The organism is Klebsiella sp. V115_8 (assembly GCF_029967715.1).
GTDB classification, from domain to species: domain Bacteria; phylum Pseudomonadota; class Gammaproteobacteria; order Enterobacterales; family Enterobacteriaceae; genus Klebsiella; species Klebsiella quasipneumoniae.
Genome location: NZ_JASCAR010000031.1, coordinates 86,165 through 111,271, shown reverse-complemented (window position 1 = coordinate 111,271; position 25,107 = coordinate 86,165). Strand labels below are relative to the sequence as shown.

The following is a 25,107-nucleotide window of genomic DNA, read 5'->3' as shown; positions in this document are numbered from 1 at the left end:
GAATGAGAAACCCATTACCTATTGCCCTGTTCACGTTAATGCTGTCACCGCTTGCCGCCTTCGCCCAGCAGCAATATGCCACCCCCGAGCAGGCCGCAAGCGCGCTGGCCGAGGCGATCGGCCAGCAAAATGACGCGGCGCTGAGCGAGGTGCTTGGCGATAACTGGCAGCATTTTTTACCCCCCGACGGGATCGACCCCACGGCCGTCGACCGCTTCCAGCGCGACTGGCAGGTGAAACATGTGATTGTGCAGCAAGGTGATAACGCCTGGCTCGACGTTGGTAGCGAAGCATGGCGCCTGCCCGTCCCCATCGTCAAATCATCCCAGGGCTGGCGCTTTGATATGGCCGCTGGCGAAGAGGAGATCCTTACCCGCGCTATTGGCCGTAATGAACTGTCGGCAATAGCCGCCATGCACGCCTACGTTGACGCCCAGCAGGATTACTATCAACTGAACCACCGCTGGGCGCAGAAAATCATCAGTAGCGAAGGCAAAAAAGATGGTCTGTACTGGCCCACCTCGCCGGGCGAAGCGCCAAGTCCGCTTGGGCCCGCCTTTAGCCCGACGGTACCCGGCAGCGGCTACCATGGCTACCGCTTCCGCATTATCACCGGTAGAGATGAGCAGAGCGTCGCCTTGCTGGCATGGCCGGTGGCGTGGGGGGAAACCGGCGTGATGAGCTTTATGATCGATCAGCACGATACGGTTTATCAGGCCAATCTCGGTGAAGAGAGTGCGGCAAAGGCCCAGGCGATAACGCGCTTTGCCCCCGACGCTGACGCCGGCTGGCAGGTGGTCAAGCCATAAAAAAACGCCCGGTTACGTATACGCAACCGGGCGTTTTCATTCACTTAGCCCTGGTGGGGCATCAGAGACGGATCGCCGGCAAAGGCTGGTTTCGTACTGGACAATGCCGCTTCGTCAGCGCTGATGCTGCCGGAATTCGCCGCCCATACCCCTTCACTGGTCTTCGTCACCTGCTGATGCTGGGCATTCAGATCCTGGCCCATCGCCGCGATATGGGTCGTTTCCGTGCCGCCGCTGTTATCCGCCCACGGAATCGTGGCGTCAGCCGCGCAGGCTACACCGGATAAGCACGTTGCTGCGACCAGCGCAGTGGTTAAAAAGCGTTTCATCACACACCTCATCGATATCGTTAACTACCTATAAGTTTACTGAGTGACTATTTACAAAGTATGTATGAGGTGTAGCGGTTTATGAATAGCGACATAGTTCTAAACATCAGGCATAAAAAAAGCGGCTCCGGGAGCCGCTTATGCTTTTTGCCTGAAAGAAAAAGTTACTTTTTCTTCGCTTTGGCGTTCGGCAGGTCGGTGATGCTGCCTTCGAAGACTTCTGCCGCCAGGCCAACAGACTCGTGCAGAGTCGGGTGAGCGTGGATAGTCAGCGCGATGTCTTCAGCGTCGCAGCCCATTTCGATAGCCAGGCCGATCTCACCCAGCAGCTCGCCGCCGTTGGTGCCGACAATCGCGCCGCCGATAACACGGTGGGTCTCTTTGTCGAAGATCAGTTTGGTCATACCGTCTGCGCAGTCGGAAGCGATAGCACGGCCGGAAGCCGCCCACGGGAAGGTGGCGGTTTCGTAGCTGATGCCTTTCTCTTTCGCTTCTTTCTCAGTCAGGCCGACCCATGCCACTTCTGGCTCGGTGTAGGCGATGGACGGGATCACTTTCGGATCGAAGTAGTGTTTCAGGCCGGAGATAACTTCAGCGGCAACGTGACCTTCGTGGACGCCTTTGTGCGCCAGCATCGGCTGACCGACGATATCGCCGATAGCAAAGATGTGCGGCACGTTGGTGCGCATTTGTTTGTCAACGCGGATGAAGCCACGATCGTCCACTTCCACGCCCGCTTTGCCTGCGTCGAGGTTTTTGCCGTTCGGTACGCGACCGATAGCCACCAGTACGGCGTCGTAACGCTGTGCTTCCGCTGGCGCTTTTTTGCCTTCCATGGAAACGTAAATACCGTCTTCTTTCGCTTCAACGGCAGTCACTTTGGTTTCCAGCATCAGGTTGAATTTCTTGCTGATGCGTTTAGTGAAGACTTTAACCACGTCTTTATCGGCCGCCGGGATAACCTGGTCGAACATTTCAACCACGTCAATCTCTGAACCCAGCGCATGGTATACGGTACCCATTTCCAGACCGATGATACCGCCGCCCATGACCAGCATGCGTTTCGGTACGGATTTCAGCTCCAGGGCGTCGGTGGAGTCCCATACGCGAGGATCTTCATGCGGGATAAATGGCAGTTGAATCGGACGGGAACCCGCCGCGATGATGGCGTTGTCGAAGTTGATCACGGTTTTGCCGTTTTCGCCTTCCACTTCCAGGGTGTTAGCGCCGGTGAATTTACCCAGACCGTTAACCACCTTCACTTTACGCCCTTTGGCCATGCCAGCCAGACCACCGGTCAGCTGAGTGATGACTTTTTCTTTCCAGGTGCGGATCTTGTCAATATCAGTTTTCGGTTCGCCGAAAACGATGCCGTGTTCGGCCAGCGCTTTCGCTTCTTCGATAACTTTTGCCACGTGCAGCAGCGCTTTAGAAGGGATACAACCCACGTTCAGGCACACCCCACCGAGGGTGCTGTAACGTTCTACGATGACGGTTTCCAGACCTAAATCAGCGCAACGGAAAGCTGCAGAGTAGCCTGCAGGACCTGCCCCAAGTACCACGACCTGAGTTTTGATTTCAGTACTCATCATGACCTCTGTAATTTATATCCGGCGGGTCTGACGCTATTATTCTTACGCCCAAGTCCACCGGGACGTTCTATCCGCGTGTATTTTACAAAATTGTTAACAATTTTTAAACAACAAACGGCAAACGATTTTGTCCTTTGTTGCTGATAATCCCAAACAGCCTGAGGTTATCAGAAAAAAGCCGGCCGTCAGGCCGGCTTTTTCGATTACATCACCAGGCGGCGAATGTCGCTCAGGGTGTTGTTGATGATGGTAATGAAGCGGGCACCATCAGCACCGTCGATCACGCGGTGGTCGAAGGACAGAGAGATCGGCAGCATCAGACGCGGCACGAACTCTTTACCATTCCATACCGGCTCCATCGCGGACTTAGACACGCCGAGGATGGCCACTTCCGGCGCGTTAACAATCGGCGCGAAGTGGGTCGTACCCAGGCCGCCGATGCTGGAGATGGTGAAGCAACCGCCCTGCATTTCGCCCGCCGTCAGTTTGCCATCGCGCGCTTTCTTCGAGATGGTGGTCAGTTCGCGAGACAGCTCGGTGATGCTCTTCTTGTTCACGTCTTTAAAGACCGGAACCACCAGACCGTTCGGGGTATCAACCGCCACACCGATGTTGATGTATTTCTTCAGCGTCAGGCGCTGACCATCTTCGGAGAGCGAGCTGTTGAAGCGCGGCATCTGCTCAAGCGCAGCGGCCACGGCTTTCATGATGAAGACAACCGGGGTGAATTTCACGTCCAGTTTACGCTTCTCAGCTTCGGCGTTCTGCTGCTTACGGAACGCTTCCAGATCGGTGATATCGGTTTTATCGAAGTGGGTAACGTGCGGGATCATGACCCAGTTACGGCTCAGGTTAGCACCAGAGATTTTCTGGATACGGCCCAGCTCCACTTCTTCGATTTCGCCGAACTTGCTGAAGTCAACCTTCGGCCATGGCAGCATGCCCGGGATACCGCCGCCAGCGGCAGCCGCCGGTGCGGATTCAGCGCGTTTAACGGCTTCTTTCACGTAGGCCTGAACGTCTTCGCGCAGGATACGACCTTTACGGCCGGTGCCTTTCACTTTCGCCAGGTTAACGCCGAACTCGCGCGCCAGGCGGCGAATCAGCGGAGTCGCGTGAACGTAAGCATCGTTTTCAGCGAATTCGGTTTTGCCTTCTGCTTTCGCAGCCGGTGCCGCGGCAGGCTTAGCGGCCTGAGCCGGTGCAGCAGCCGGTGCCGGTGCAGCAGCCTGAGCCGGAGCGGCGGCAGGCGCAGCGCCTTCCACTTCGAAGACCATGATCAGGGAGCCGGTTTTGACTTTATCGCCGGTGCTGATTTTGATCTCTTTGACGGTGCCCGCGAACGGCGCCGGCACTTCCATAGACGCTTTGTCGCCTTCGACGGTGATCAGGGACTGCTCAGCAGCCACTTTATCGCCGACTTTCACCATCACTTCGGTGACTTCAACTTCGTCGCCGCCGATGTCCGGGACGTTAACGTCTTTCGCGCCGGCAGCAGCAGCCGGTGCCGCGGCAGCCGGAGCGGCAGCCTGTGCCGGAGCGGCCGCAGGCGCAGCGCCCGCGACTTCGAAGATCATGATCAGGGAGCCGGTGGATACTTTATCGCCGGTGTTGATTTTGATCTCTTTCACGGTACCCGCGAACGGCGCTGGCACTTCCATAGAGGCCTTATCGCCTTCTACGGTGATCAGGGATTGCTCAGCGGCGATGGTGTCGCCCACTTTAACCATGATCTCGGTAACTTCAACTTCATCGCCGCCGATATCCGGGACGTGCACTTCTTTCGCTGCCGCGGCGGCGGCTGGCGCAGCAGCGGCCGGAGCGGCTTCTTTCTTCTCTTCCTGCGCAGGTGCAGCGGCTGCTGCACCCTCGGCGGAATCGAAAATCATAATCAGTTTGCCAGTCTCGGTTTTGTCGCCGACGGAGACTTTAATCTCTTTCACGACGCCAGCCTGCGGAGACGGGACTTCCATAGAGGCTTTATCGCCTTCTACGGTGATCAGCGACTGTTCAGCTTCTACTTTGTCGCCAACTTTGACCAGGATCTCGGTGATTTCAACTTCATCAGCCCCGATGTCCGGTACTTTGATTTCGATAGCCATTATTCTTTTACCTCTTACGCCAGACGCGGGTTAACTTTTTCTGCATCGATGTCGAATTTCGCGATCGCGTCAGCGACCACTTTCTTATCGATTTCACCACGTTTAGCCAGTTCGCCCAGCGCTGCAACGACCACATAGGAAGCATCAACTTCGAAGTGGTGACGCAGGTTTTCACGGCTGTCGGAACGACCGAAGCCATCGGTACCCAGTACGCGGTAATCGTCAGCCGGTACGTAAGTACGAACCTGCTCGGCGAACAGTTTCATATAGTCAGTGGATGCCACAGCCGGAGCGTCGTTCATCACCTGAGCGATGTACGGCACGCGCGGGGTTTCCAGCGGGTGCAGCATGTTCCAGCGTTCGCAATCCTGGCCATCACGCGCCAGTTCGGTGAAGGAGGTGACGCTGTACACGTCAGAGCCCACGCCGTAGTCTTTCGCCAGGATCTGCGCTGCTTCACGGACGTGACGCAGGATAGAACCGGAGCCCAGCAGCTGAACTTTACCTTTGCTACCTTCGATGGTTTCGAGTTTGTAGATACCTTTACGGATACCTTCCTCGGCGCCTTCCGGCATCGCCGGCATGTGGTAGTTTTCGTTCAGGGTCGTGATGTAGTAGTAAACGTTCTCTTGTTTCTCACCGTACATACGCTCCAGGCCGTCATGCATGATGACCGCCACTTCGTAGGCGTAGGACGGATCGTAAGAGATACAGTTCGGGATAGTCAGAGACTGAATATGGCTGTGGCCATCTTCGTGCTGCAGACCTTCGCCGTTCAGCGTCGTACGACCGGAAGTACCACCGATCAGGAAGCCGCGAGCCTGCTGGTCGCCTGCCTGCCAGCACAGGTCGCCGATACGCTGGAACCCGAACATCGAGTAGTAGATGTAGAACGGGATCATCGGCAGGTTGTTGGTGCTGTAAGAGGTCGCCGCAGCCAGCCAGGATGCGCCTGCGCCCAGCTCGTTGATCCCTTCCTGCAGGATCTGGCCTTTTTCGTCTTCTTTGTAGTAAGCAACCTGCTCACGGTCCTGCGGGGTGTACTGCTGACCGTTCGGGCTGTAGATACCGATCTGACGGAACAGACCTTCCATACCGAAAGTACGCGCTTCGTCGGCGATGATCGGCACGAGGCGGTCTTTGATGGATTTGTTCTTCAGCATCACGTTCAGGGCACGAACGAACGCGATAGTGGTAGAGATCTCTTTATTCTGCTCTTCCAGCAGCGGGCGGAAATCTTCCAGCGTCGGCAGCTCCAGCTTCTCAGTGAAGTTCGGCTGACGGCTCGGCAGATAGCCGTGCAGTTTCTGACGCTGAGCGTGCAGATAGGTGTGCTCTTCGGAACCTTCCGGGAAGGTTACGTACGGCAGTTTTTCCAGATCGGCATCGGCAACCGGCACGTTGAAACGATCGCGGACGTAGCGAACGCCGTCCATGTTCATTTTCTTAACCTGGTGAGCGATGTTCTTACCTTCAGCAGTATCACCCATGCCGTAACCTTTGATGGTATGGGCGAGGATGACGGTCGCTTTGCCTTTGGTTTCCTGCGCTTTCTTCAGTGCAGCATAAACTTTCTTCGGATCGTGGCCGCCGCGGTTCAGAGCCCAAATCTGCTCGTCAGTCCAGTCGGCAACCAGCGCGGCGGTCTCCGGATATTTACCGAAGAAGTGCTCGCGCACATAAGCGCCGTCTTTGGATTTGAAGGTCTGGTAGTCACCGTCAACGGTTTCTTCCATCAGCTGAATCAGCTTACCGCTGGTGTCTTTACGCAGCAGCTCATCCCAACGACCGCCCCAGATAACCTTGATAACGTTCCAGCCAGCGCCCGCGAAGATGCCTTCCAGTTCGTTAATGATTTTGCCGTTACCGGTGACCGGACCATCAAGACGCTGCAGGTTACAGTTGATAACGAAGACCAGGTTGTCCAGCTTCTCACGGGTCGCGATGGTGATCGCGCCTTTAGATTCCGGCTCGTCCATCTCACCGTCGCCCAGGAACGCGTAAACGGTTTGTTTGGAGGTGTCTTTCAGACCACGGTGTTCCAGATATTTCAGGAATTTAGCCTGATAAATCGCCCCGATTGGGCCCAGGCCCATAGAAACGGTCGGGAACTGCCAGAATTCCGGCATCAGTTTCGGGTGCGGATAAGAGGATAGACCTTTACCGTGAACTTCCTGACGGAAGTTGTTCATCTGCTCTTCAGTCAGACGACCTTCCAGGAAAGCACGCGCATAAACGCCCGGAGAGATGTGACCCTGGAAGTACACCAGGTCGCCGCCATCCTGCTCATTGCGTGCGCGGAAGAAGTGGTTGAAGCACACTTCGTAGAAGGTTGCGGAAGACTGGAAAGAAGCCATGTGGCCGCCCAGTTCGAGATCTTTTTTCGATGCGCGCAGAACGGTCATGATGGCGTTCCAGCGGATCGCAGAACGGATACGACGTTCCAGATCCAGATTACCCGGATATTCCGGTTCATCTTCAACGGCAATAGTGTTTACGTAACCGCCGGTCGATGCGCCAGCAGCCACTTTCACCCCGCCTTTGCGGGCTTCAGAAAGGAGTTGGTCAATAAGATACTGAGCGCGCTCAACACCTTCTTCACGGATGACCGATTCGATCGCCTGTAGCCAGTCGCGAGTTTCGATCGGATCCACGTCATTTGGTAAACGTTCTGACATGGGGGGTATTCCTTATCTATCTAATCGTTGATTAATCTGGAACCTGTCCCATTGAACTCTTCGTTCTTCACCTTTGAACAACCAAAAATTCAATAAGACAGGTTCTGCGTTTAGTTGCCGCGCTCTAAAAATGGCGCTTAAGAACCGGAGTTCTCGTCCTTTCGTTGCTGTAAACGACGCAGCGAGCGTTCTCTACGACTCTGCTCACGGCTACGGTCCAGCAAAATTTCCTCAATGAACGCCAGGTGACGGTGCGACGCCTCACGCGCCTGCTCCGGCTCCCCGGCCATTATCGCCTCGAAAATGCGAGTGCGATGGTTGCTGACCAACGGGAGCATTTCCCGGCGGGCATACAGCAATTCAAAGTTCTGACGCACGTTTTGCGCCAGCATCGGCTCCATACACCTTAGCAGATGGAGCAAAACCACATTGTGTGCCGCCTCGGTGACGGCGATTTGGTACTGGACGACGGCGCCGGACTCGGCGTCCAGATCGCCCGACTGCTGAGCCCGCTCAATAGCCTGATGCAGCTCGCGGATACGGTCGCGATCTTCATCATTGCTGCGCAGCGCCGCGTAATAAGCCGCAATGCCTTCCAGCGCGTGACGGGTCTCAAGCAGATCGAATTGGGATTCAGGGTGATCGGACAGCAGCTCGACCAGCGGATCGCTGAAGCTCTGCCACAGGCGGCTCTGTACAAACGTTCCACCTCCCTGACGACGAAGCAACAGGCCCTTGGCTTCGAGGCGTTGAATCGCCTCACGCAGCGAGGGGCGGGAAACGTCGAACTGTTTAGCCAGTTCGCGTTCAGGCGGGAGTTTTTCACCGGGGCGCAAGGTCCCCTCAAGGATCAGAAACTCCAGCTGCTGCTCTATCACATCGGATAATTTTGGTTGGCGGATTTTGCTGTAGGCCATATTCCCTGTCTCTGCCATTAGCCCGGAGTCAATTGGTCTTACCAATTTAAAGTTCGTAGCGCTAAAGTAACAAAGTATTCACCTTCTGTCCATACAGGTTTTGATTGAAATCAGTAAACCACGGACATTTTAACAACCTTACAGAAATAACATTTCAGAAATGTAACCTTGCACAAATGTTACGTTTACTCATAAAGAGGTAGCATTAACTTAATGGAAACGAAAAATTACGCTATCTGAACCGATTCAACGACCAGATAAGTGAATATAAAGGCAGTAAATGCGAATAAATAACCAAATGAGAACAATGCGTCGGAATAATACTGAATGTGTCTATTGATGTCTTTTTAAACACATGGTCATCATCCCTTCATAAAGCAGGTGCATTCAAACGCGCTTACCACTATTCTCCCTGAGACGAAAGGCCTTTTTCTGAATTACTGCATCGCCTTCCGTAAACAAAACAATACAGAAACGGAAGTCGAAAAATACACAAACACAACAATATGTGCGCGCCATCACTCAGGTAAAAAGTGGGCCACTTCGCCCAAATTTTCGCTGGCTATGCTTTCTGGCAGGGACAGCAGTGAAGCAGCAACCTGACGGATGACGTACACAAAAAATAACCACACACGAGGTTTCATATGGAAGGTCAACAGCACGGCGATCGGCTGAAGCGCGGCCTCAAAAACCGCCATATCCAGCTCATCGCGCTGGGCGGGGCTATCGGCACCGGCCTGTTTCTGGGGAGCGCGTCCGTCATTCAGTCCGCCGGCCCGGGTATCATTCTTGGTTATGCGATTGCCGGTTTTATCGCCTTTCTGATCATGCGTCAGCTGGGCGAAATGGTGGTGGAAGAGCCGGTAGCCGGTTCGTTTAGCCACTTTGCTTATAAATACTGGGGCGGCTTTGCCGGCTTCGCCTCCGGCTGGAACTACTGGGTGCTGTATGTCCTGGTAGCCATGGCGGAACTGACCGCCGTCGGCAAATATATCCAGTTCTGGTGGCCGGAAATCCCGACCTGGGCCTCAGCGGCGGTTTTCTTCATCGCCATCAACGCCATTAACCTGACCAACGTGAAAGTGTTCGGTGAAATGGAGTTCTGGTTTGCCATTATCAAAGTGGTCGCCGTCGTGGCGATGATTTTGTTCGGCGGCTGGCTGCTGTTCAGCGGAAACGGCGGCCCGCAGGCGACGGTACGTAACCTGTGGGATCAAGGCGGGTTCCTGCCGCACGGCTTTACCGGGCTGGTGATGATGATGGCGATCATCATGTTCTCCTTCGGCGGTCTCGAGCTGGTGGGTATCACCGCGGCGGAAGCGGATAACCCGGAGCAAAGCATTCCGAAAGCCACCAACCAGGTTATCTACCGTATCCTGATCTTCTATGTTGGCTCGCTGGCGGTCCTGCTCTCGCTGCTGCCGTGGACGCGCGTGACCGCGGACACCAGTCCGTTCGTCCTGATTTTCCATGAGCTTGGCGATACGCTGGTGGCAAACGCCCTCAACGTGGTGGTGCTGACGGCGGCCCTGTCGGTATATAACAGCTGCGTCTACTGCAACAGCCGTATGCTGTTCGGCCTTGCCCAGCAGGGGAACGCGCCGAAAGCGCTGCTCAGCGTCGACAAACGCGGCGTGCCGGTCAATACCATTCTCGTCTCCGCCGTGGTCACCGCCCTGTGTGTGCTGATCAACTACCTGGCGCCGGAATCCGCATTTGGCCTGCTGATGGCGCTGGTGGTCTCCGCCCTGGTGATCAACTGGGCGATGATCAGCCTCGCGCATATCAAATTCCGTCGCGCCAAACAGCAGCAGGGCGTCACCACCCGCTTCCCCGCCCTCTTCTACCCGCTGGGTAACTGGGTGTGCCTGCTGTTTATGGCCGCGGTGCTGATCATTATGCTGATGACCCCGGGGATGGCGATTTCCGTTTGGCTGATCCCGGTATGGATCGCAGTGCTGGGCGTGGGTTATCTGTTTAAACAGAAAGCCGCCGCCACCGTAAAAGCACAATAATACATCTCATCAATAATTCTCTTTGCTCTGCGCCCTCCCTTAATAACGGGCGCAGAGCATTGTTATCTGCTTCACACTTTCCCTTCCATAGCTTATTTATCCATATCGTCAACGCGTTCCTGCAACGTAATTCTCTCGATAGCAGCCAATAATTCTCTCCATACTGCAACGGAGAGACCGCACATGGCAGACAATAGACTTTCAATAAAAGAAAAGATTGGTTATGGGATGGGGGATGCCGGATGCAATATCATCTTTGGCGCCATCATGCTGTTTGTTAACTATTTTTATACCGATATCTTCGGCCTGGCGCCGGCGCTGGTGGGCGTACTGCTGCTGTCGGTGCGCGTCATCGATGCGGTGACCGACCCGATCATGGGCGCCCTCGCCGACCGCACCCGCAGTAAATATGGCCGCTTTCGTCCATGGCTGCTGTGGATTGCCTTCCCCTACGCCCTGTTCAGCGTGCTGATGTTCACCACTCCTGAGTGGACCTATAACAGCAAAGTCATCTATGCGTTTGTCACCTACTTTCTGCTGTCGATTACCTATACCGCGATTAATATACCCTACTGCTCGCTGGGAACGGTGATGACCGCCGACCCGAAAGAACGTGTTGCCTGCCAGTCCTATCGTTTCGTGATGGTGGGTATCGCCACGCTGCTGCTGTCATTGACGCTGTTGCCCATGGCCGACTGGTTCGGCGGTGCCGATAAAGCAAAAGGCTATCAGATGGCGATGACCGTGCTGGCCTTTATCGGCATGTGTATGTTCCTGTTCTGCTTCGCCACCGTGCGCGAACGCATCCACCCGGCGGTGCAGACCAATGATGAACTGAAAAAAGATCTCAAAGACGTGTGGAAAAATGACCAGTGGGTACGCATCCTGCTGCTCACGCTATGCAACGTCTGTCCGGGCTTTATCCGCATGGCCGCCACCATGTACTACGTCACCTGGGTGATGGGGCAAAGCACCCATTTTGCCACGCTGTTTATCAGCCTCGGCGTGGTCGGGATGATGATTGGCAGCATGCTGGCAAAAGTCCTCACCGACCGCTGGTGCAAACTGCAGGTCTTCTTCTGGACCAACATCGTGCTGGCGATCTTCTCCTGCGCCTTCTATTTCTTTAATCCGCACGCCACCACGCTGATTATGGTGCTCTACTTCCTGCTCAATATCCTGCATCAGATCCCCTCCCCGCTGCACTGGTCGCTGATGTCCGATGTTGACGACTACGGCGAGTGGAAAACCGGCAAGCGCATCACCGGTATTAGCTTCTCCGGCAATCTGTTTTTCCTTAAAGTCGGCCTGGCGGTCGCCGGGGCGATGGTCGGATTCCTGCTGTCATGGTACGGCTACGACGCCGGCGCCAAAGCGCAAAGCGCCTCGGCCCTCAACGGCATCGTGCTGCTGTTCTCGGTCATCCCCGGCGTCGGCTACCTGATCACCGCCGGCGTGGTGCGCCTGCTTAAAGTTGACCGCACCCTGATGCGCCAGATTCAGAGCGATTTAGAGAAGCGCCGCAGCAACTACAGCGAGCTGAATGAATACCAGGAACTGAAAACCAGTGAACACGTAAGGAAAGCCTGATGAACAACTGGCCAAACCCCTTTATTGAGCAACGCGCAGATCCCTTTATTCTGCGCCACCTGAATCATTACTACTTTATTGCCTCAGTGCCGGAATACGACCGGCTGGAGATCCGGCGCGCGGCAACCCTGGAGGGGTTGCGCGATGCTGAGCCGGTAGTGGTGTGGCGCGCACCGCAAAGCGGGCCGATGAGCCAGCTGATTTGGGCGCCGGAGCTACATGAGATAGACGGTAAGTGGTATATCTATTTTGCCGCCACCCATACCCACGATCTGGATGCGCTGGGCATGTTCCAGCATCGCATGTTCGTTATCGAGTGCGCCGACAGCGATCCGCTGACCGGCCGCTGGCAGGAAAAAGGCCAGGTGGAGACGCCTTTCGATACCTTCGCCCTCGATGCCACCACCTTTATCCATCAGGGCAAACGCTGGTACCTGTGGGCGCAAAAATCTCCGCATATCGAGGGCAACTCAAACCTGTATCTCGCTGAAATGGCCAACCCGTGGACGCTAAAAGGCGAGCCGGTCATGCTGAGCAAGCCGGAGTTCGACTGGGAGTGCCGGGGATTTAAGGTTAATGAAGGACCCGCAGTGCTGGTGCATGGCGATAAGCTTTTCATCAGCTATTCCGCCAGCGCCACCGATGAAAACTACTGCATGGGATTGCTCTGGATCGACCGGGAGGCCGATCCGCTGCAGCCGGAAAACTGGCATAAAGCCCCGCAGCCAGTGTTCCGGACCAGCTATGAAAACCGCCAGTATGGCCCGGGCCATAACAGTTTTACCCAAACGCCGGCGGGGGAAGATGTGCTGGTATATCACGCGCGGAATTACACCGAGATTGAAGGCGACCCGCTGTATGATCCCAATCGTCATACGCGGCTAAAACTCGTCGCCTGGAGAGAGGACGGCATGCCCGACTTCGGCATCCCGCCGGCGGATACGCTGTAGCGGTTCGGTATGCTGCCCGCAGGCGCGGGTTCTCCAGGCCGGGTCAGGCGAAGCCGCCCCCCGGCAACATGACAAGCGCGGCGTCAGATATAGCGCCCGGCGGCGCTATTGCTTGCCGGCCTGCGTGGTGTGAGCCCCAGGCCGGATAAGCGCAGCACCATCCGGCAATCAAAGCCCCGCAGGTGGGGTATCCTGACAGATAAAGTACGAGCGCAGGCCGTTACACCAGGGTGCCGTAGATCGTCAGCAGCGCCATGATCACCACCACCACCAGCGAGGTTTTCTTGGCCATCGACACCGCGGCCTTTGGGGTCGCCACTTTATCCACGTGCGGTTCACGGGCCAGGGAATACTGCGCCAGGCGGGTCAATACCTGATACTGCGACGAATGGCGGTCGCCTAACGATGCAAACCACGCCGGAAGCGCTTTCTCTCCATGCCCCACCAGGGCATAGACAACCCCCACCAGACGCACCGGCAGCCAGTCGACAATATGCAGGATACCATCGATTCCAGACTGCAAACGGTGATGCGGCGTCTGGTAACGCGCCAGCCACGTCTGCCAGGCACGCAGAACGCAATAAGCGATAAGCGTCAGCGGCCCCCACGCCCCACCCACCACAAACCAAAAGAGTGGCGCCAGGTAGTAACGATAGTTAATCCATAACAGCGCATTTTGCAGTTCGCTAAGGTACTCGCGCTCATCACAGCCCGGCGGGACGCCATGGATCAACGTCAGCTCGCTGGCCATCGCATCGCAGGCGCGGCTGTCATTGCGCGACGCCGCTTTCAGATAGGCATGATAGTGCAGCCGAACCTTGCCGGCGCCGATGCACAGCAGACCCAGCAAGATCCAGAACACCAGCAGCGGTACGTTGAACAGCTGCCCCTGCAGCAAGCGCTGAACGAGGTAGACCACCGCGACGGCGACCAGGGTCATCAGCAGCGTTCCCGGCAACGAGAAATGTTTTATCCGGCGAAACACCACCTCCAGCCGATGATCAAGCTGCCAGTGTTCGCCCAGTTTAAACAGGCGTTCAGCGATAAGCACCAGCAGCGTAGTAAACAGCGTCATGAGGTCTCCTTTTCTGACGGCGCGCTGAGCAGCGCACGAAATTTTTTCCAGTCAAAGGCCGGTCCCGGGTCTGTCTTGCGCACGGGCGCGATATCGCTATGGCCCGTGATGTTTGTGGCGATGGCAGGATAAATCGTGATAAGCAGATCCGTCACCGCCGCCAGCTGCTGGTACTGCGCATCGGTATACGCCAGGGTATCCGTGCCTTCCAGCTCTATGCCGATGGAAAAGTCATTGCAGCGTTCGCGCCCCTGATAGCAGGAGACCCCCGCATGCCACGCACGCTTATCGAAAGGCACATACTGCACGATTTCACCATCACGCCGAATCAGACAATGCGCCGAAACGCGCAGATGAGCGATCTCGGCAAAGAAAGGATGCGCGTGCGGATCCAGGGTGCCGGTGAACAGCGCGTCAATCCATGGACCACCAAATTCACCTGGTGGCAGGCTAATGTTATGCACCACCAGTAAGGAAGGGGCTTCTTCATCCGGACGGCAGTCATGGTGCGGCGAGGGAACCCGACGCGCGCCGACCAGCCATCCCTCGTTCAACTGCATGCGGGATCTCCTTTCGCGAACTCATGCTTCCGGGCCACACGCCGGCCCAAAGGATGAAGTGTGTATGGTACTGAAACGTCGTTCAGGTTAGCATGTTTCCCACTTCTGAATCTTATCTATCTGGAGCTTTATCATGTCGCCTCGTCGTTACAACCCCGACCGCCGCCGTGACGTGCTGCTGGAACGAATTAATCTCGATATTACCGATGCTGTCGCACACTCCCTGCGGGAAGATTTGGGCGGCGAAGTCGACGCCAGCAACGATATTAGCGCACAATTATTGCCGCAGGATGCTCGCTCCCATGCGGTGGTCATTACCCGCGAAGATGGGGTCTTCTGTGGTAAACGCTGGGTGGAAGAGGTCTTCATTCAGCTCGCCGGTGACGACGTGACTATCACCTGGCACGTCGCCGATGGCGACGCGGTCAAAGCCGATCAACCCCTGTTCGAGCTGGAAGGCCCATCGCGCATTCTGCTCACTGGCGAACGTACGGCGCTGAACTTTGTGCAAACCTTCTCCGGCGTCGCCAGCGTCGTCCGCCGCTATGTCGACCTGCTGGCCGGCACCAAAACCCAACTCCTGGATACGCGTAAAACGCTGCCAGGGCTGCGTACCGCGCTGAAATACGCGGTTCTCTGCGGCGGCGGCGCCAACCATCGTCTGGGGCTGTTCGACGCTTTCCTGATTAAAGAAAACCACATCATCGCCTCCGGCTCGATCCGTCAGGCGGTGGAGAAGGCGTTCTGGCTGCATCCTGATGTGCCGGTGGAAGTGGAAGTGGAAACGCTGGATGAGCTGGAGCAGGCGTTAAAAGCCGGGGCCGATATCATTATGCTCGATAACTTCACCACCGACCTGATGCGCGAGGCGGTGAAAATCACCGCTGGCCAGGCGGCGCTGGAGGTCTCCGGCAACGTCACCTCTGACACTATCCGCGAATTTGCCGAGACCGGGGTCGACTATATCTCCGTCGGGGCCCTGACCAAACATGTGCAGGCGCTCGACCTGTCGATGCGTTTCCGCTGAGGATTTGGCCTTCACGCTTCCGGGCGTGAAGGCCTGAATTTGCGACCCGACTCGCAGTCGCTCTTGCTCGCCATGCAATACCGGTAAAAACCCTGGAACCCGGTTTCCCGGATCGTTTTCGTCTCCTCGCCTGCCCCCCAGAATCCCGTCACAGTGCTCCTGTCACAACAAGGAGCGACTTATGGATAAACAACGAGGTTTTACCCTGATTGAACTGATGGTGGTCATCGGCATCATCGCCATTCTCAGCGCCATCGGCATCCCGGCCTACCAGAACTACCTGCGTAAAGCCGCCCTCACCGACCTGCTGCAGACCTTTGTCCCCTACCGGACGGCAATCGAACTTTGCGCGCTCGATCATGGCGGCCTGACGACATGCGACGGCGGCAGCAATGGCATCCCCTCGCCAACAACCACGCGCTACCTCTCCGCCATGAGCGTGGCCAAAGGCGTCGTTACCCTCACCGGCCAGGAAAGTCTCAACGGACTGGGCGTCACCCTGACCCCGACCTGGGATAACGCCGAAGGCGTCACCGGCTGGCAGCGGGTCTGCACTATCACCGACAACAGCGCACTTCAACAGGCCTGCGAAGACGTTTTCCGGGTGAAGTGAGGGCGACAATATGAAAACAGAACAGCTGATCCCTCTCTGTCGTCGCCATCACGCCCTGCTGCTGCACAGCGATGAGCAGACGATATCCATTGCGGTGGTCGATACCCCACCGACAGAGCTAATGGAGGCGCTGCGTTTCGCGACGCAAAAACGGATCGATATTGAATGCTGGAGCCAGGAGCAGATGGATAAGCGCCTGCAAGTCCAGGAAAAGCAGGCGCTGCTGGCGCAAAATGCAGGGCCGGAAAACATCGCCGAGCGGGTCAACCAGATCCTCGAGCAGGCCCTGCGTCAGCGGGCGTCCGATATTCATATCGAGCCCACGGAAGCGCACTTAAGGATCCGCCTGCGTGTCGATGGCGTGCTACACGCTCTGCCGCTGCTGGCGCCCGAGCTGGCCGCGCCGGTTATCGCACGTCTCAAGGTGATGGCCAATCTCGATATCGCCGAGCATCGTTTGCCGCAGGATGGCCAGTTCGCGCTGAACCTCGCCGGACGGCCGCTCTCCTTTCGCATCGCCACCCTGCCCTGCCGCTATGGCGAGAAAATTGTCCTGCGCCTTCTGCATCAGGTTGACCAGGCGCTGGATCTGGAGGCTCTCGGCCTCTCATCCTCTCAGCTGGCGGCCTTTCGCCAGGCCCTGAATCAGCCGCAGGGGCTGCTGCTGGTCACTGGCCCAACCGGAAGCGGGAAAACGGTGACCCTCTACAGCGCCCTGCAGGCCCGAAACCGGGAGCAAGTGAACATCTGTAGCGTCGAGGATCCTCTGGAGATCCCTATCGCCGGGATGAACCAGACGCAAATCAATCCGCGCGCCGGGCTGACCTTTCACAGCGTGCTGCGCGCCCTGTTACGCCAGGACCCGGATATTGTGATGGTGGGTGAAATCCGCGATGCCGAAACCGCTGAAATCGCGCTGAAAGCCGCTCAAACGGGCCATCTGGTGCTCTCTACCCTGCACACCAATTCCACCAGCGAAACCCTCACTCGCCTGCAGCAAATGGGCATCGCCCGCTGGATGATCTCTTCTGCGCTCTCGCTGGTTATCGCCCAGCGTCTGGTCCGCAAGCTGTGCCCCCACTGCCGGCGCAATGCCGGCAGCGCCGCCGACCTGCCGCACAGTCTGTGGCCCCGTCCGCTGCCGCGCTGGCAGGCAGCAGGCTGCGAAAACTGTTATCACGGGTATCATGGCCGTCTGGCGCTGTTCGAGGTCTTGCCTGTCACCCCGGGGCTACGTCAGGGGATAGTCCAGGGACTCAACGCTCTTGAGATCGAATCTCTGGCGCGAGCCGCGGGCATGATGACGCTCTTTGAAAGCGGATGTCAGGCTATCGAACAGGGGTTGACGAGCCTCGAAGAGGTGGTGCGGGTACTGGGGATCCCCCATGGCGACTAAGCGTCTCTGGCGCTGGCGAGGCGTCGATGCACAAGGCGCTCCTTGTCAGGGGATGCTATGGCAAGCCAGTCGTCCGGAGGTGCTGCATCACCTCCAGCAGCAGCGCATCATGCCGCTGGCTATACGCCGCTGTTCGGTGAAGCAAAGCCTGTGGCACCCGCGCTACAGCAGCGAAACCATCCGCCAGTTGGCAACCCTGCTGCAGGCCGGGCTACCGCTGGCGGAAGGGTTATCACTGTTGGCGCAGCAGCAACCGCATGCGCAGTGGCAGGCGCTGCTTGAGGCGCTGGGCCGCGAACTGGCCCAGGGCGTAGCCTTCTCTGCCGCACTGGCGCAGTGGCCGCAGGCTTTTCCGCCACTGTATCTGGCGATGATTAGCACCGGCGAACTGACGGGCAAGCTCGATATTTGCTGCCAGCAGCTGGCCAACCAGCAGCAGGAGCAGCAGCGGCTTGCCGGCAAGGTCAAAAAGGCGCTGCGCTACCCGCTAATCGTGCTCACTCTGGCGTTGCTGGTGGTGCTTGGAATGCTCTATTTTGTCCTTCCCGAATTCACCGCCATCTACCAGACGTTCAATACGCCGCTGCCGTTGTTGACGCGAATGGTTATTGCGGCAGGCGACATGCTGAGCCGCGGCTGGCCGTTGCTGTTGGCCTTTCTGCTGAGCCCGCTGCTGCTCAACCAGCTGGTCCGGCAGCGCGCCGACTGGCTGCTGCGTCGCCAGCAGTTGCTTAACGCGCTCCCTCTCGTCGGCCCCCTGATCGGCGGCCAACAGCTGAGCCTGATATTCACCGTTCTGGCGTTAACCCAAAGCGCCGGTATCAGCTTTCTGCAGGGGCTGCAAAGCGTTGAAGAGACCCTGTCGTGCCCGCTGTGGCGCCAGCGCCTGGCGCAGGCCCGCGCGCTGATCGTTCAGGGGGATCCGATCTGGCAGGCGTTAAGCCGCTGCGGCGGTTTTACACCGCTGTGTCTGCAGCTCATCCGCACGGGGGAAAGCGCGGGGGCGCTGGATCAGATGCTGGAAAACCTGGCGCATCATCATCGTGAGCAGACCCATCAGCGAGCCGACAGTCTGGCTGCGCATCTGGAACCCCTGATGCTGGTAATAACCGGCTCGCTGGTTGGGATCCTGGTGGTGGCGATGTATTTGCCCGTTTTTCACCTGGGCGATGCCATTGGCGGGGCGGGAGGATGAGAAACGCTGGCACCGCGCAGGCGCCAGCGCAGCCGGTTACAGGCTGTTGAATACCCGGTTCTCTTGTTCCTGAACGCGGATAAAGGTGGTGCGTTTGGTCAGCTCTTTCAGTCGCGAGGCGCCAACGTAGGTGCAGGCTGAACGCAGGCCGCCGAGAATGTCGCGCGCGGTATTGTCCACCGGGCCACGCAGCGGCAGCTTCACGGTTTTCCCTTCCGCCGCGCGGTATTTCGCGACACCGCCCACATGGCGGGTCATCGCCGACTCGGAGCTCATACCGTAAAACAGCATGAATTTTTCACCGTTCTCTTCAACCACAGTACCGCCGCTCTCTTCGTGGCCCGCCAGCATACCGCCGAGCATCACGAAATCAGCGCCGCCGCCGAAGGCTTTCGCCACATCGCCCGGCATGGTGCAACCGCCATCGCTGATGATCTGGCCGCCAAGGCCGTGTGCAGCATCAGCACACTCGATCACGGCGGAGAGCTGCGGGTAGCCGACCCCGGTTTTGACACGGGTGGTGCAAACGGACCCCGGGCCAATGCCAACTTTGACGATATCGGCGCCGGAGAGGATCAGCTCTTCGCACATTTCACCGGTGACCACGTTCCCGGCGATAATGGTTTTTTGCGGCCAGGCTTCGCGCGCCTTCGCCACAAACTGTACGAAGTGTTCAGAGTAGCCATTGGCGACGTCAATGCACACAAAATTCAACTGTGGGTTCTCAGAGAGGATCTGTTGCGTTTTATCGAAATCCGCGTCGGAAGTACCGGTGGAAACCATCACATGCTTGAGAACGTCTGCGGATACGCTCTGGACAAACGCCTGCCATTCTTCTGCGGTGTAGTGCTTGTGTACTGCGGTCAGAATGCCAAAAGTGGCCAGCGCTTTCGCCATGCTGAAGGTGCCGACGGTATCCATGTTTGCCGCAATAATCGGCACGCCGGACCAGGTCAGGCCTGAATGTTTAAAGGTGAATTCACGTTCCAGCTCAACATCAGAACGGCTTTTGAGGGTAGAGCGTTTCGGGCGGATAAGAACGTCTTTGAAACCAAGCTTCAGATCTTCTTCAATACGCATGTGCGAATTCCTGGGGTTAATGGCATTAATGTGAGAGCACAACTCCAGTGACGTTATCATACGCACGAAACAGGCCCGCGCAAGACTGCGATTTTCACTTTTTTTACGCTACAATCGTATAAATTTACCTGGTGAATGGAGAAAAAAACGCTTATGTCTCCACCCGCCAGCGTATTATTTTTAACCATTTGATTTGCTTGATTAAAATAAACAGAATAGCGGACGGCGCTCCCGGTTGGCACGGGGCCATCACGACAAGATCGCTGTCGCCTCTCCGGCATACTGCCCGTCCTCGCTGTCTGAATACCAAAAAATACGAGCAATCCGTTTCAGGGTCAGAAGATATGGGGTACACAGTCGCGTTAACAGGCGGGATTGGCAGCGGTAAAAGTACGGTTGCCGACGCCTTCGCGCAGCTCGGGATTAACGTTATCGATGCCGATGTTATCGCCCGCCAGGTAGTCGAACCCGGCACCCCGGCACTCCAGGCCATTGCCGGCCACTTCGGGCCACAGATGATCGCGCCCGACGGCACGCTAAACCGCCGTCTGCTGCGGGAAAAAATTTTTGCTCAGGTGGAGGAAAAAGCCTGGCTCAACGCGCTGTTGCATCCGCTAATTCAGCAGGAAACGCGCCGCCAGATGCAGGCCGCCACCTCCCCTTATCTCCTCTGGGTCGTACCTTTGCTGGTCGAAAACCGCCTGTCCAGCCAGGCCGATCGCGTCCTGGTCGTCGATGTGCCAAAAGAGACGCAAATCGAACGCACCATGCTGCGCGATAAGGTCAGCCGCGAACATGCTGAACATATTCTTGCCGCCCAGGCCACGCGCGAGCAGCGCCTGGCCGTCGCGGACGATGTTATTGAAAACACTGGCACGCCGGATGCAGTGGCATCGGATGTTGCCCGCCTGCACGAAAAGTACTTAACGCTGGCATCGCAGGCCGCCTCACAGGAAAACTCGTAATGCATACCCCCGTTCTGTTTGAACATCCTCTTAATGAGAAAATGCGCACCTGGCTGCGCATCGAATTTCTGATCCAGCAGATGGCTTTCCATCCGATGATTGCCAGCCATGCCGATGCGCTCCATTTTTTCCGTAACGCCGGCGATCTGCTGGATGTCCTGGAGCGCGGCGAGGTGCGTACCGATCTGGTCAAAGAACTGGAGCGCCAGCAGCGTAAGCTCCAGTCCTGGGCAGAAGTGCCGGGAGTCGATCAGGAGCGCATTAACGCGCTGCGCCAGCAGCTCAAGCAGTCTTCCAGCACCCTGATGGCCGCGCCGCGCATTGGTCAGTTTCTGCGTGAAGATCGCCTGATTGCGCTAGTGCGTCAGCGTCTGAGTATCCCAGGCGGCTGCTGCAGCTTCGATTTACCGACCCTGCATATCTGGCTCCATATGCCGCAGGCGCATCGTGACGAGCAGATGGCCAGCTGGCTTGCCAGCCTCGATCCTTTGGTCCAGTCCCTGAGCCTGATCCTCGATCTGATCCGTAACTCCGGGCAGTTTCGCAAACAGACCAGCCTCAATGGCTTTTATCAGGATAATGGCGAAGATGCCGATCTGCTGCGCCTGCGTCTCGATCTGGCCCACCAGCTTTATCCGCAGATCTCCGGCCATAAGAGCCGTTTCGCCATCCGCTTCCTGCCGCTGGACAGTGAGTATGGGATCGTGCCGGAGCGCTTTGATTTTGAACTGGCCTGCTGTTAAGGAGATAACATGTCAGAAGAGACTATCGTCAATTGTCCGACCTGCGGCAAAAATGTGGTATGGGGCGAACAAAGCCCCTATCGTCCGTTCTGCAGCAAGCGCTGCCAGCTGATCGATTTGGGAGAATGGGCAGCAGAGGAGAAGCGCATCCCCAGCGCGGGCGATCTCTCCGATAGCGATGACTGGAGCGAGCAGCAGCCCTGATTTGACGGCACGCTAACCCACGCCTGTTGGGTTAGCCTCCCGGCCCGGGGCTCAGCCCTGGGCGATAAGTTTGCGGATAACCGGTTCATTAGCCGGGGGAAACGCCGCCGGATCCAGCGCCTGCCGCGCCATCCACTGTCCCGGCTGTCCTTCTTTGCCCCAGGGCTCGCCTTCCCAGCTTTCCACGAGGAAAAACCACAGCGTAATGTGGCGATCGGGGAACTGATACTCCAGCTTATCAAATAGTGAAAACGTGGTGACCGTAATCCCCACCTCTTCCTGTAGCTCGCGGATCAATGCCTGCTCTGGCGTTTCAGCAGATTCAATCTTCCCGCCCGGGAACTCCAGTTTATTCGCCATGTGGGCATCGGCGGCGCGCTGGGTAATAAAGATGTCGCCTTCTGGATTGCGAATTATCCCTACGGCGATTTGCAGTTTTTTCATTGAATCAGCTCCATAAAAAAGGCGCAGAACTCTGCGCCTTTGTTTTTTTATCAGCCCTTAGCTCAGACGGCCATGGCACTGTTTGTATTTTTTACCGGAACCGCACGGGCAGGGATCGTTACGCCCCACTTTACGTTCGCCGGTTTGCGCCGCCAGATCCTGTGCAGCGGCTTCATCATCGCTCTGATGGCTGAGCTGCTGCATCTGCGCCAGGCGCTCGGCCTCTTCACGACGCTGCTGCTCCATCGCCTCGACTTCTTCCGGCATCCGCACCTGCACTTTGCTCAGGGTGCTGATCACTTCATACTTCAGTGACTCCAGCATCGCGGCAAACATAGAGAACGATTCGCGCTTGTACTCTTGCTTCGGATCTTTCTGCGCATAGCCGCGCAGGTGGATACCCTGGCGCAGGTAGTCCATCGCCGCCAGGTGTTCTTTCCACAGCGAATCCAGGGTCTGCAGCATCACGCCTTTCTCGAAGTGGCGCATCATTTCGGCGCCGACCACTTCTTCTTTACGCTGGTAGGTTTCTACCGCGCTCTGCAGAATACGTTCGCGCAGGGTCTCTTCATGCAGCTCCGGCTCTTTATCCAGCCACTCTTTGATTGGCAGGTCGAGGTCGAAGTCGTTTTTCAGACGCTCCTGCAGGCCTTCGATATCCCACATTTCCTCCAGCGACTGCGGCGGAATATGGGCATCGATAGTCGCCTTAAACACGTCTTCGCGGATGCTGTTGATGGTTTCGCTGACGTCAGACACGCCCAGCAGTTCGTTACGCTGGGTGTAAATTGCCCGGCGCTGGTCGTTGGCCACATCATCATATTCCAGCAGTTGCTTACGAATATCGAAGTTACGGCTCTCGACTTTACGCTGTGCGTTGGCGATAGCCTTGGTGACCCACGGGTGCTCAATGGCTTCGCCGGGTTTCATCCCCAGTTTACGCATCATGCCGGATACGCGATCGGAGGCGAAGATACGCATCAGGGCATCTTCCATCGACAGGTAGAAGCGGGAAGAACCGGCATCCCCCTGACGACCGGCACGGCCGCGCAGCTGGTTATCGATACGGCGTGATTCATGACGCTCGGTACCGATGATGTGCAGGCCGCCTGCGGCCAGTACCGCATCGTGGCGCACCTGCCAGTCGGCTTTGATTTGTTCAATCTGCTCAGGCGTTGGGTTTTCCAGCGCCGCGACTTCCGCCTGCCAGCTACCGCCGAGCATAATATCGGTACCACGGCCCGCCATGTTGGTAGCGATGGTCACCGCGGAAGGATAGCCTGCCTGGGCGACGATGTCCGCTTCGCTGGCGTGGAACTTGGCGTTCAGAACGTTGTGCTTAATGCCGGCTTTGGTTAGCTCACGGGAAACCACTTCCGATTTCTCGATCGAGATTGTCCCCACCAACACCGGCTGACCGGCTGCGGTACGGGTTTTAATATCTTCGATAATCGCCTGAATTTTTTCCGCTTCGGTCATATAGACCAGATCCGCCATGTCTTTACGGATCATCGGACGGTTGGTCGGGACGACCACGGTATCCAGCTTGTAGATGGAGCTGAATTCAAAGGCTTCAGTATCGGCGGTACCGGTCATCCCCGCCAGTTTCTCATACAGACGGAAATAGTTCTGGAAGGTGATAGAGGCCAGGGTCTGGTTCTCGTTCTGGATCTCCACGCCCTCTTTGGCCTCAACGGCCTGGTGCAGGCCATCGGACCAGCGGCGGCCCTGCATCGTACGGCCAGTGTGCTCATCAACGATGATAACTTCGCCATCTTTAACGATGTAGTCAACGTCGCGGGTGAACAGCACATGGGCGCGCAGCGCGGCGGTGACGTGGTGCATCAGCATAATGTTGGTCGGGGAGTACAGGGACTCACCTTCATCCATAATGCCTTCCTGTACCAGCAGCTCTTCAATCAGCACCAGACCGCGTTCGGTCAGGTTAACCTGACGCGCTTTTTCATCCACCGAGAAGTGGCCTTCGCCGGTGAAGGTGTCCGAATCCTCTTTTTCCTGACGGATCAGGTGTGGAATGATCTTGTTGACCTTGCGGTACATTTCAGAGCTGTCTTCTGCCGGGCCGGAAATGATCAGCGGGGTACGCGCCTCATCGATCAGGATGGAGTCCACCTCATCCACCAGCGCATAGTGCAGTTTACGCTGAACGCGCTCTTCCGGGCTGAAGGCCATGTTGTCGCGCAGGTAATCGAAGCCGTATTCGTTGTTGGTGCCATAGGTGATATCGGCAGCGTAGGCTTCACGCTTCGCCGGCGCCGGCAGGCCGGACATGTTGATGCCAACGGTCATGCCGAGGAATTCGAACAGCGGGCGGTTATTTTCGGCGTCACGCTGGGCCAGATAATCGTTGACGGTCACCACGTGAACGCCTTTGCCGGTCAGCGCGTTGAGGTAGGCCGGCAGGGTCGCGGTCAGGGTTTTACCTTCACCGGTACGCATCTCGGCGATGCAGCGATCGTTAAGCACCATACCGCCCAGCAGCTGAACGTCGAAGTGACGCATGCCAAACACGCGCTTACTCGCTTCGCGAACGACGGCGAAAGCTTCAGGGATCAGGTTTTCCAGTACTTCGCCTTTTTCCAGGCGCGCGCGGAATTCAGCGGTTTTCGCTTTCAGCTCGTCATCAGAGAGTTTTTCCATCGCCGGTTCCATACCGTTGATGATATTGACGACTTTGCGCATACGACGCAGCGTACGGTCGTTACGGCTGCCGAAAACCTTGGTTAACATTTTAATAAGCATAATAAAATCTCAAACGCCCCGCGGTGCGGAGTCACAAAAAATAGGATAGTCCGTGGTTAT

General features: G+C 57.0%; 21 protein-coding genes. 11 read left to right on the top strand and 10 right to left on the bottom strand.

Going from position 1 to position 25,107, the window contains the following annotated elements:
- Nucleotides 1-2 precede the first annotated feature (2 nt).
- Nucleotides 3-809, top strand: coding sequence for a DUF2950 family protein (locus QLG03_RS13765; RefSeq protein WP_044521033.1), 807 nt, complete (start codon nt 3-5; stop codon nt 807-809).
- A gap of 44 nt (nt 810-853) precedes the next feature.
- On the opposite strand, the gene QLG03_RS13760 is transcribed toward QLG03_RS13765, so the two are convergent.
- The 5 genes from QLG03_RS13760 to pdhR form a co-directional block, all read right to left on the bottom strand.
- The gene (locus tag QLG03_RS13760) at nt 854-1,138 is read right to left on the bottom strand and encodes a hypothetical protein (RefSeq protein WP_023291998.1); all 285 of its coding nucleotides are present in this window, start codon (nt 1,136-1,138) and stop codon (nt 854-856) included.
- A 164-nt stretch (nt 1,139-1,302) separates the two neighbouring features.
- Nucleotides 1,303-2,727: a dihydrolipoyl dehydrogenase gene (gene lpdA / locus QLG03_RS13755; RefSeq protein WP_002888731.1), complete on the bottom strand. Its 1,425-nt coding sequence runs from the start codon at nt 2,725-2,727 to the stop codon at nt 1,303-1,305.
- A 206-nt stretch (nt 2,728-2,933) separates the two neighbouring features.
- On the bottom strand, nt 2,934-4,832 hold the full coding sequence (gene aceF, locus QLG03_RS13750) for a pyruvate dehydrogenase complex dihydrolipoyllysine-residue acetyltransferase (RefSeq protein ID WP_023291997.1): 1,899 nt from the start codon (nt 4,830-4,832) through the stop codon (nt 2,934-2,936).
- Between the two features lie 14 nt (nt 4,833-4,846).
- Complete coding sequence (gene aceE, locus QLG03_RS13745) at nt 4,847-7,510, bottom strand: pyruvate dehydrogenase (acetyl-transferring), homodimeric type (protein WP_023291996.1); 2,664 nt, start codon at nt 7,508-7,510, stop codon at nt 4,847-4,849.
- A gap of 137 nt (nt 7,511-7,647) precedes the next feature.
- Complete coding sequence (gene pdhR / locus QLG03_RS13740; RefSeq protein ID WP_002888699.1) at nt 7,648-8,427, bottom strand: pyruvate dehydrogenase complex transcriptional repressor PdhR; 780 nt, start codon at nt 8,425-8,427, stop codon at nt 7,648-7,650.
- 644 nt (nt 8,428-9,071) lie between these two features.
- Between pdhR and aroP the strand changes: the two genes are divergently transcribed.
- The 3 genes from aroP (at nt 9,072) to QLG03_RS13725 (ending at nt 12,982) form a co-directional block, all read left to right on the top strand.
- On the top strand, nt 9,072-10,442 hold the full coding sequence (aroP, locus tag QLG03_RS13735; protein ID WP_023291995.1) for an aromatic amino acid transporter AroP: 1,371 nt from the start codon (nt 9,072-9,074) through the stop codon (nt 10,440-10,442).
- 183 nt (nt 10,443-10,625) lie between these two features.
- Nucleotides 10,626-12,032, top strand: coding sequence for an MFS transporter (locus QLG03_RS13730; RefSeq protein ID WP_017901173.1), 1,407 nt, complete (start codon nt 10,626-10,628; stop codon nt 12,030-12,032).
- Nucleotides 12,032-12,982, top strand: coding sequence for a family 43 glycosylhydrolase (locus tag QLG03_RS13725; RefSeq protein WP_110238078.1), 951 nt, complete (start codon nt 12,032-12,034; stop codon nt 12,980-12,982). The genes QLG03_RS13730 and QLG03_RS13725 overlap by 1 nt, the downstream gene beginning before the upstream one ends.
- A 220-nt stretch (nt 12,983-13,202) precedes the next feature.
- Here QLG03_RS13725 and ampE read toward each other — a convergent pair whose 3' ends face one another.
- A complete protein-coding gene (gene ampE, locus QLG03_RS13720; protein ID WP_023291993.1) occupies nt 13,203-14,057 on the bottom strand; it encodes a beta-lactamase regulator AmpE in 855 nt (284 codons plus the stop codon).
- The gene (gene ampD / locus QLG03_RS13715) at nt 14,054-14,617 is read right to left on the bottom strand and encodes a 1,6-anhydro-N-acetylmuramyl-L-alanine amidase AmpD (protein ID WP_023291992.1); all 564 of its coding nucleotides are present in this window, start codon (nt 14,615-14,617) and stop codon (nt 14,054-14,056) included. Before ampD ends, ampE begins: the two co-directional genes overlap by 4 nt.
- 133 nt (nt 14,618-14,750) lie before the next feature.
- Between ampD and nadC the strand changes: the two genes are divergently transcribed.
- The 4 genes from nadC (at nt 14,751) to hofC (ending at nt 18,848) form a co-directional block, all read left to right on the top strand.
- Nucleotides 14,751-15,644: a carboxylating nicotinate-nucleotide diphosphorylase gene (gene nadC / locus QLG03_RS13710; RefSeq protein ID WP_255989396.1), complete on the top strand. Its 894-nt coding sequence runs from the start codon at nt 14,751-14,753 to the stop codon at nt 15,642-15,644.
- Nucleotides 15,645-15,825: 181 nt separating this feature from the next.
- The gene (gene ppdD / locus QLG03_RS13705; protein WP_004204358.1) at nt 15,826-16,257 is read left to right on the top strand and encodes a prepilin peptidase-dependent pilin; all 432 of its coding nucleotides are present in this window, start codon (nt 15,826-15,828) and stop codon (nt 16,255-16,257) included.
- 10 nt (nt 16,258-16,267) lie between these two features.
- Entirely contained in the window at nt 16,268-17,653 is a 1,386-nt protein-coding gene (gspE, locus tag QLG03_RS13700) for a type II secretion system protein GspE (RefSeq protein WP_023291990.1), read from the top strand.
- Nucleotides 17,643-18,848, top strand: a complete 1,206-nt coding sequence (gene hofC / locus QLG03_RS13695) for a protein transport protein HofC (protein WP_032453844.1) — start codon at nt 17,643-17,645, stop codon at nt 18,846-18,848. The genes gspE and hofC overlap by 11 nt, the downstream gene beginning before the upstream one ends.
- Before the next feature lie 36 nt (nt 18,849-18,884).
- Here hofC and QLG03_RS13690 read toward each other — a convergent pair whose 3' ends face one another.
- Nucleotides 18,885-19,928, bottom strand: a complete 1,044-nt coding sequence (locus QLG03_RS13690) for a GMP reductase (protein ID WP_023291988.1) — start codon at nt 19,926-19,928, stop codon at nt 18,885-18,887.
- Between the two features lie 344 nt (nt 19,929-20,272).
- Here QLG03_RS13690 and coaE point away from each other — a divergent pair, with 344 nt between their 5' ends.
- From coaE to yacG, 3 genes are read left to right on the top strand one after another with little or no spacing between them, the layout of a single operon-like run.
- Nucleotides 20,273-20,893 (top strand): dephospho-CoA kinase, encoded by a 621-nt coding sequence (gene coaE / locus QLG03_RS13685; RefSeq protein ID WP_032453842.1) that lies wholly within the window; start codon nt 20,273-20,275, stop codon nt 20,891-20,893.
- Nucleotides 20,893-21,636, top strand: a complete 744-nt coding sequence (gene zapD, locus QLG03_RS13680; protein WP_048296690.1) for a cell division protein ZapD — start codon at nt 20,893-20,895, stop codon at nt 21,634-21,636. Before coaE ends, zapD begins: the two co-directional genes overlap by 1 nt.
- A 9-nt stretch (nt 21,637-21,645) precedes the next feature.
- A complete protein-coding gene (gene yacG / locus QLG03_RS13675; protein WP_004204348.1) occupies nt 21,646-21,840 on the top strand; it encodes a DNA gyrase inhibitor YacG in 195 nt (64 codons plus the stop codon).
- A 51-nt stretch (nt 21,841-21,891) separates the two neighbouring features.
- On the opposite strand, the gene mutT is transcribed toward yacG, so the two are convergent.
- Both mutT and secA read right to left on the bottom strand, forming a co-directional pair.
- On the bottom strand, nt 21,892-22,284 hold the full coding sequence (mutT, locus tag QLG03_RS13670; RefSeq protein WP_004204347.1) for an 8-oxo-dGTP diphosphatase MutT: 393 nt from the start codon (nt 22,282-22,284) through the stop codon (nt 21,892-21,894).
- 57 nt (nt 22,285-22,341) lie between these two features.
- Nucleotides 22,342-25,047, bottom strand: a complete 2,706-nt coding sequence (gene secA / locus QLG03_RS13665; RefSeq protein ID WP_255989391.1) for a preprotein translocase subunit SecA — start codon at nt 25,045-25,047, stop codon at nt 22,342-22,344.
- Nucleotides 25,048-25,107: the final 60 nt, after the last annotated feature.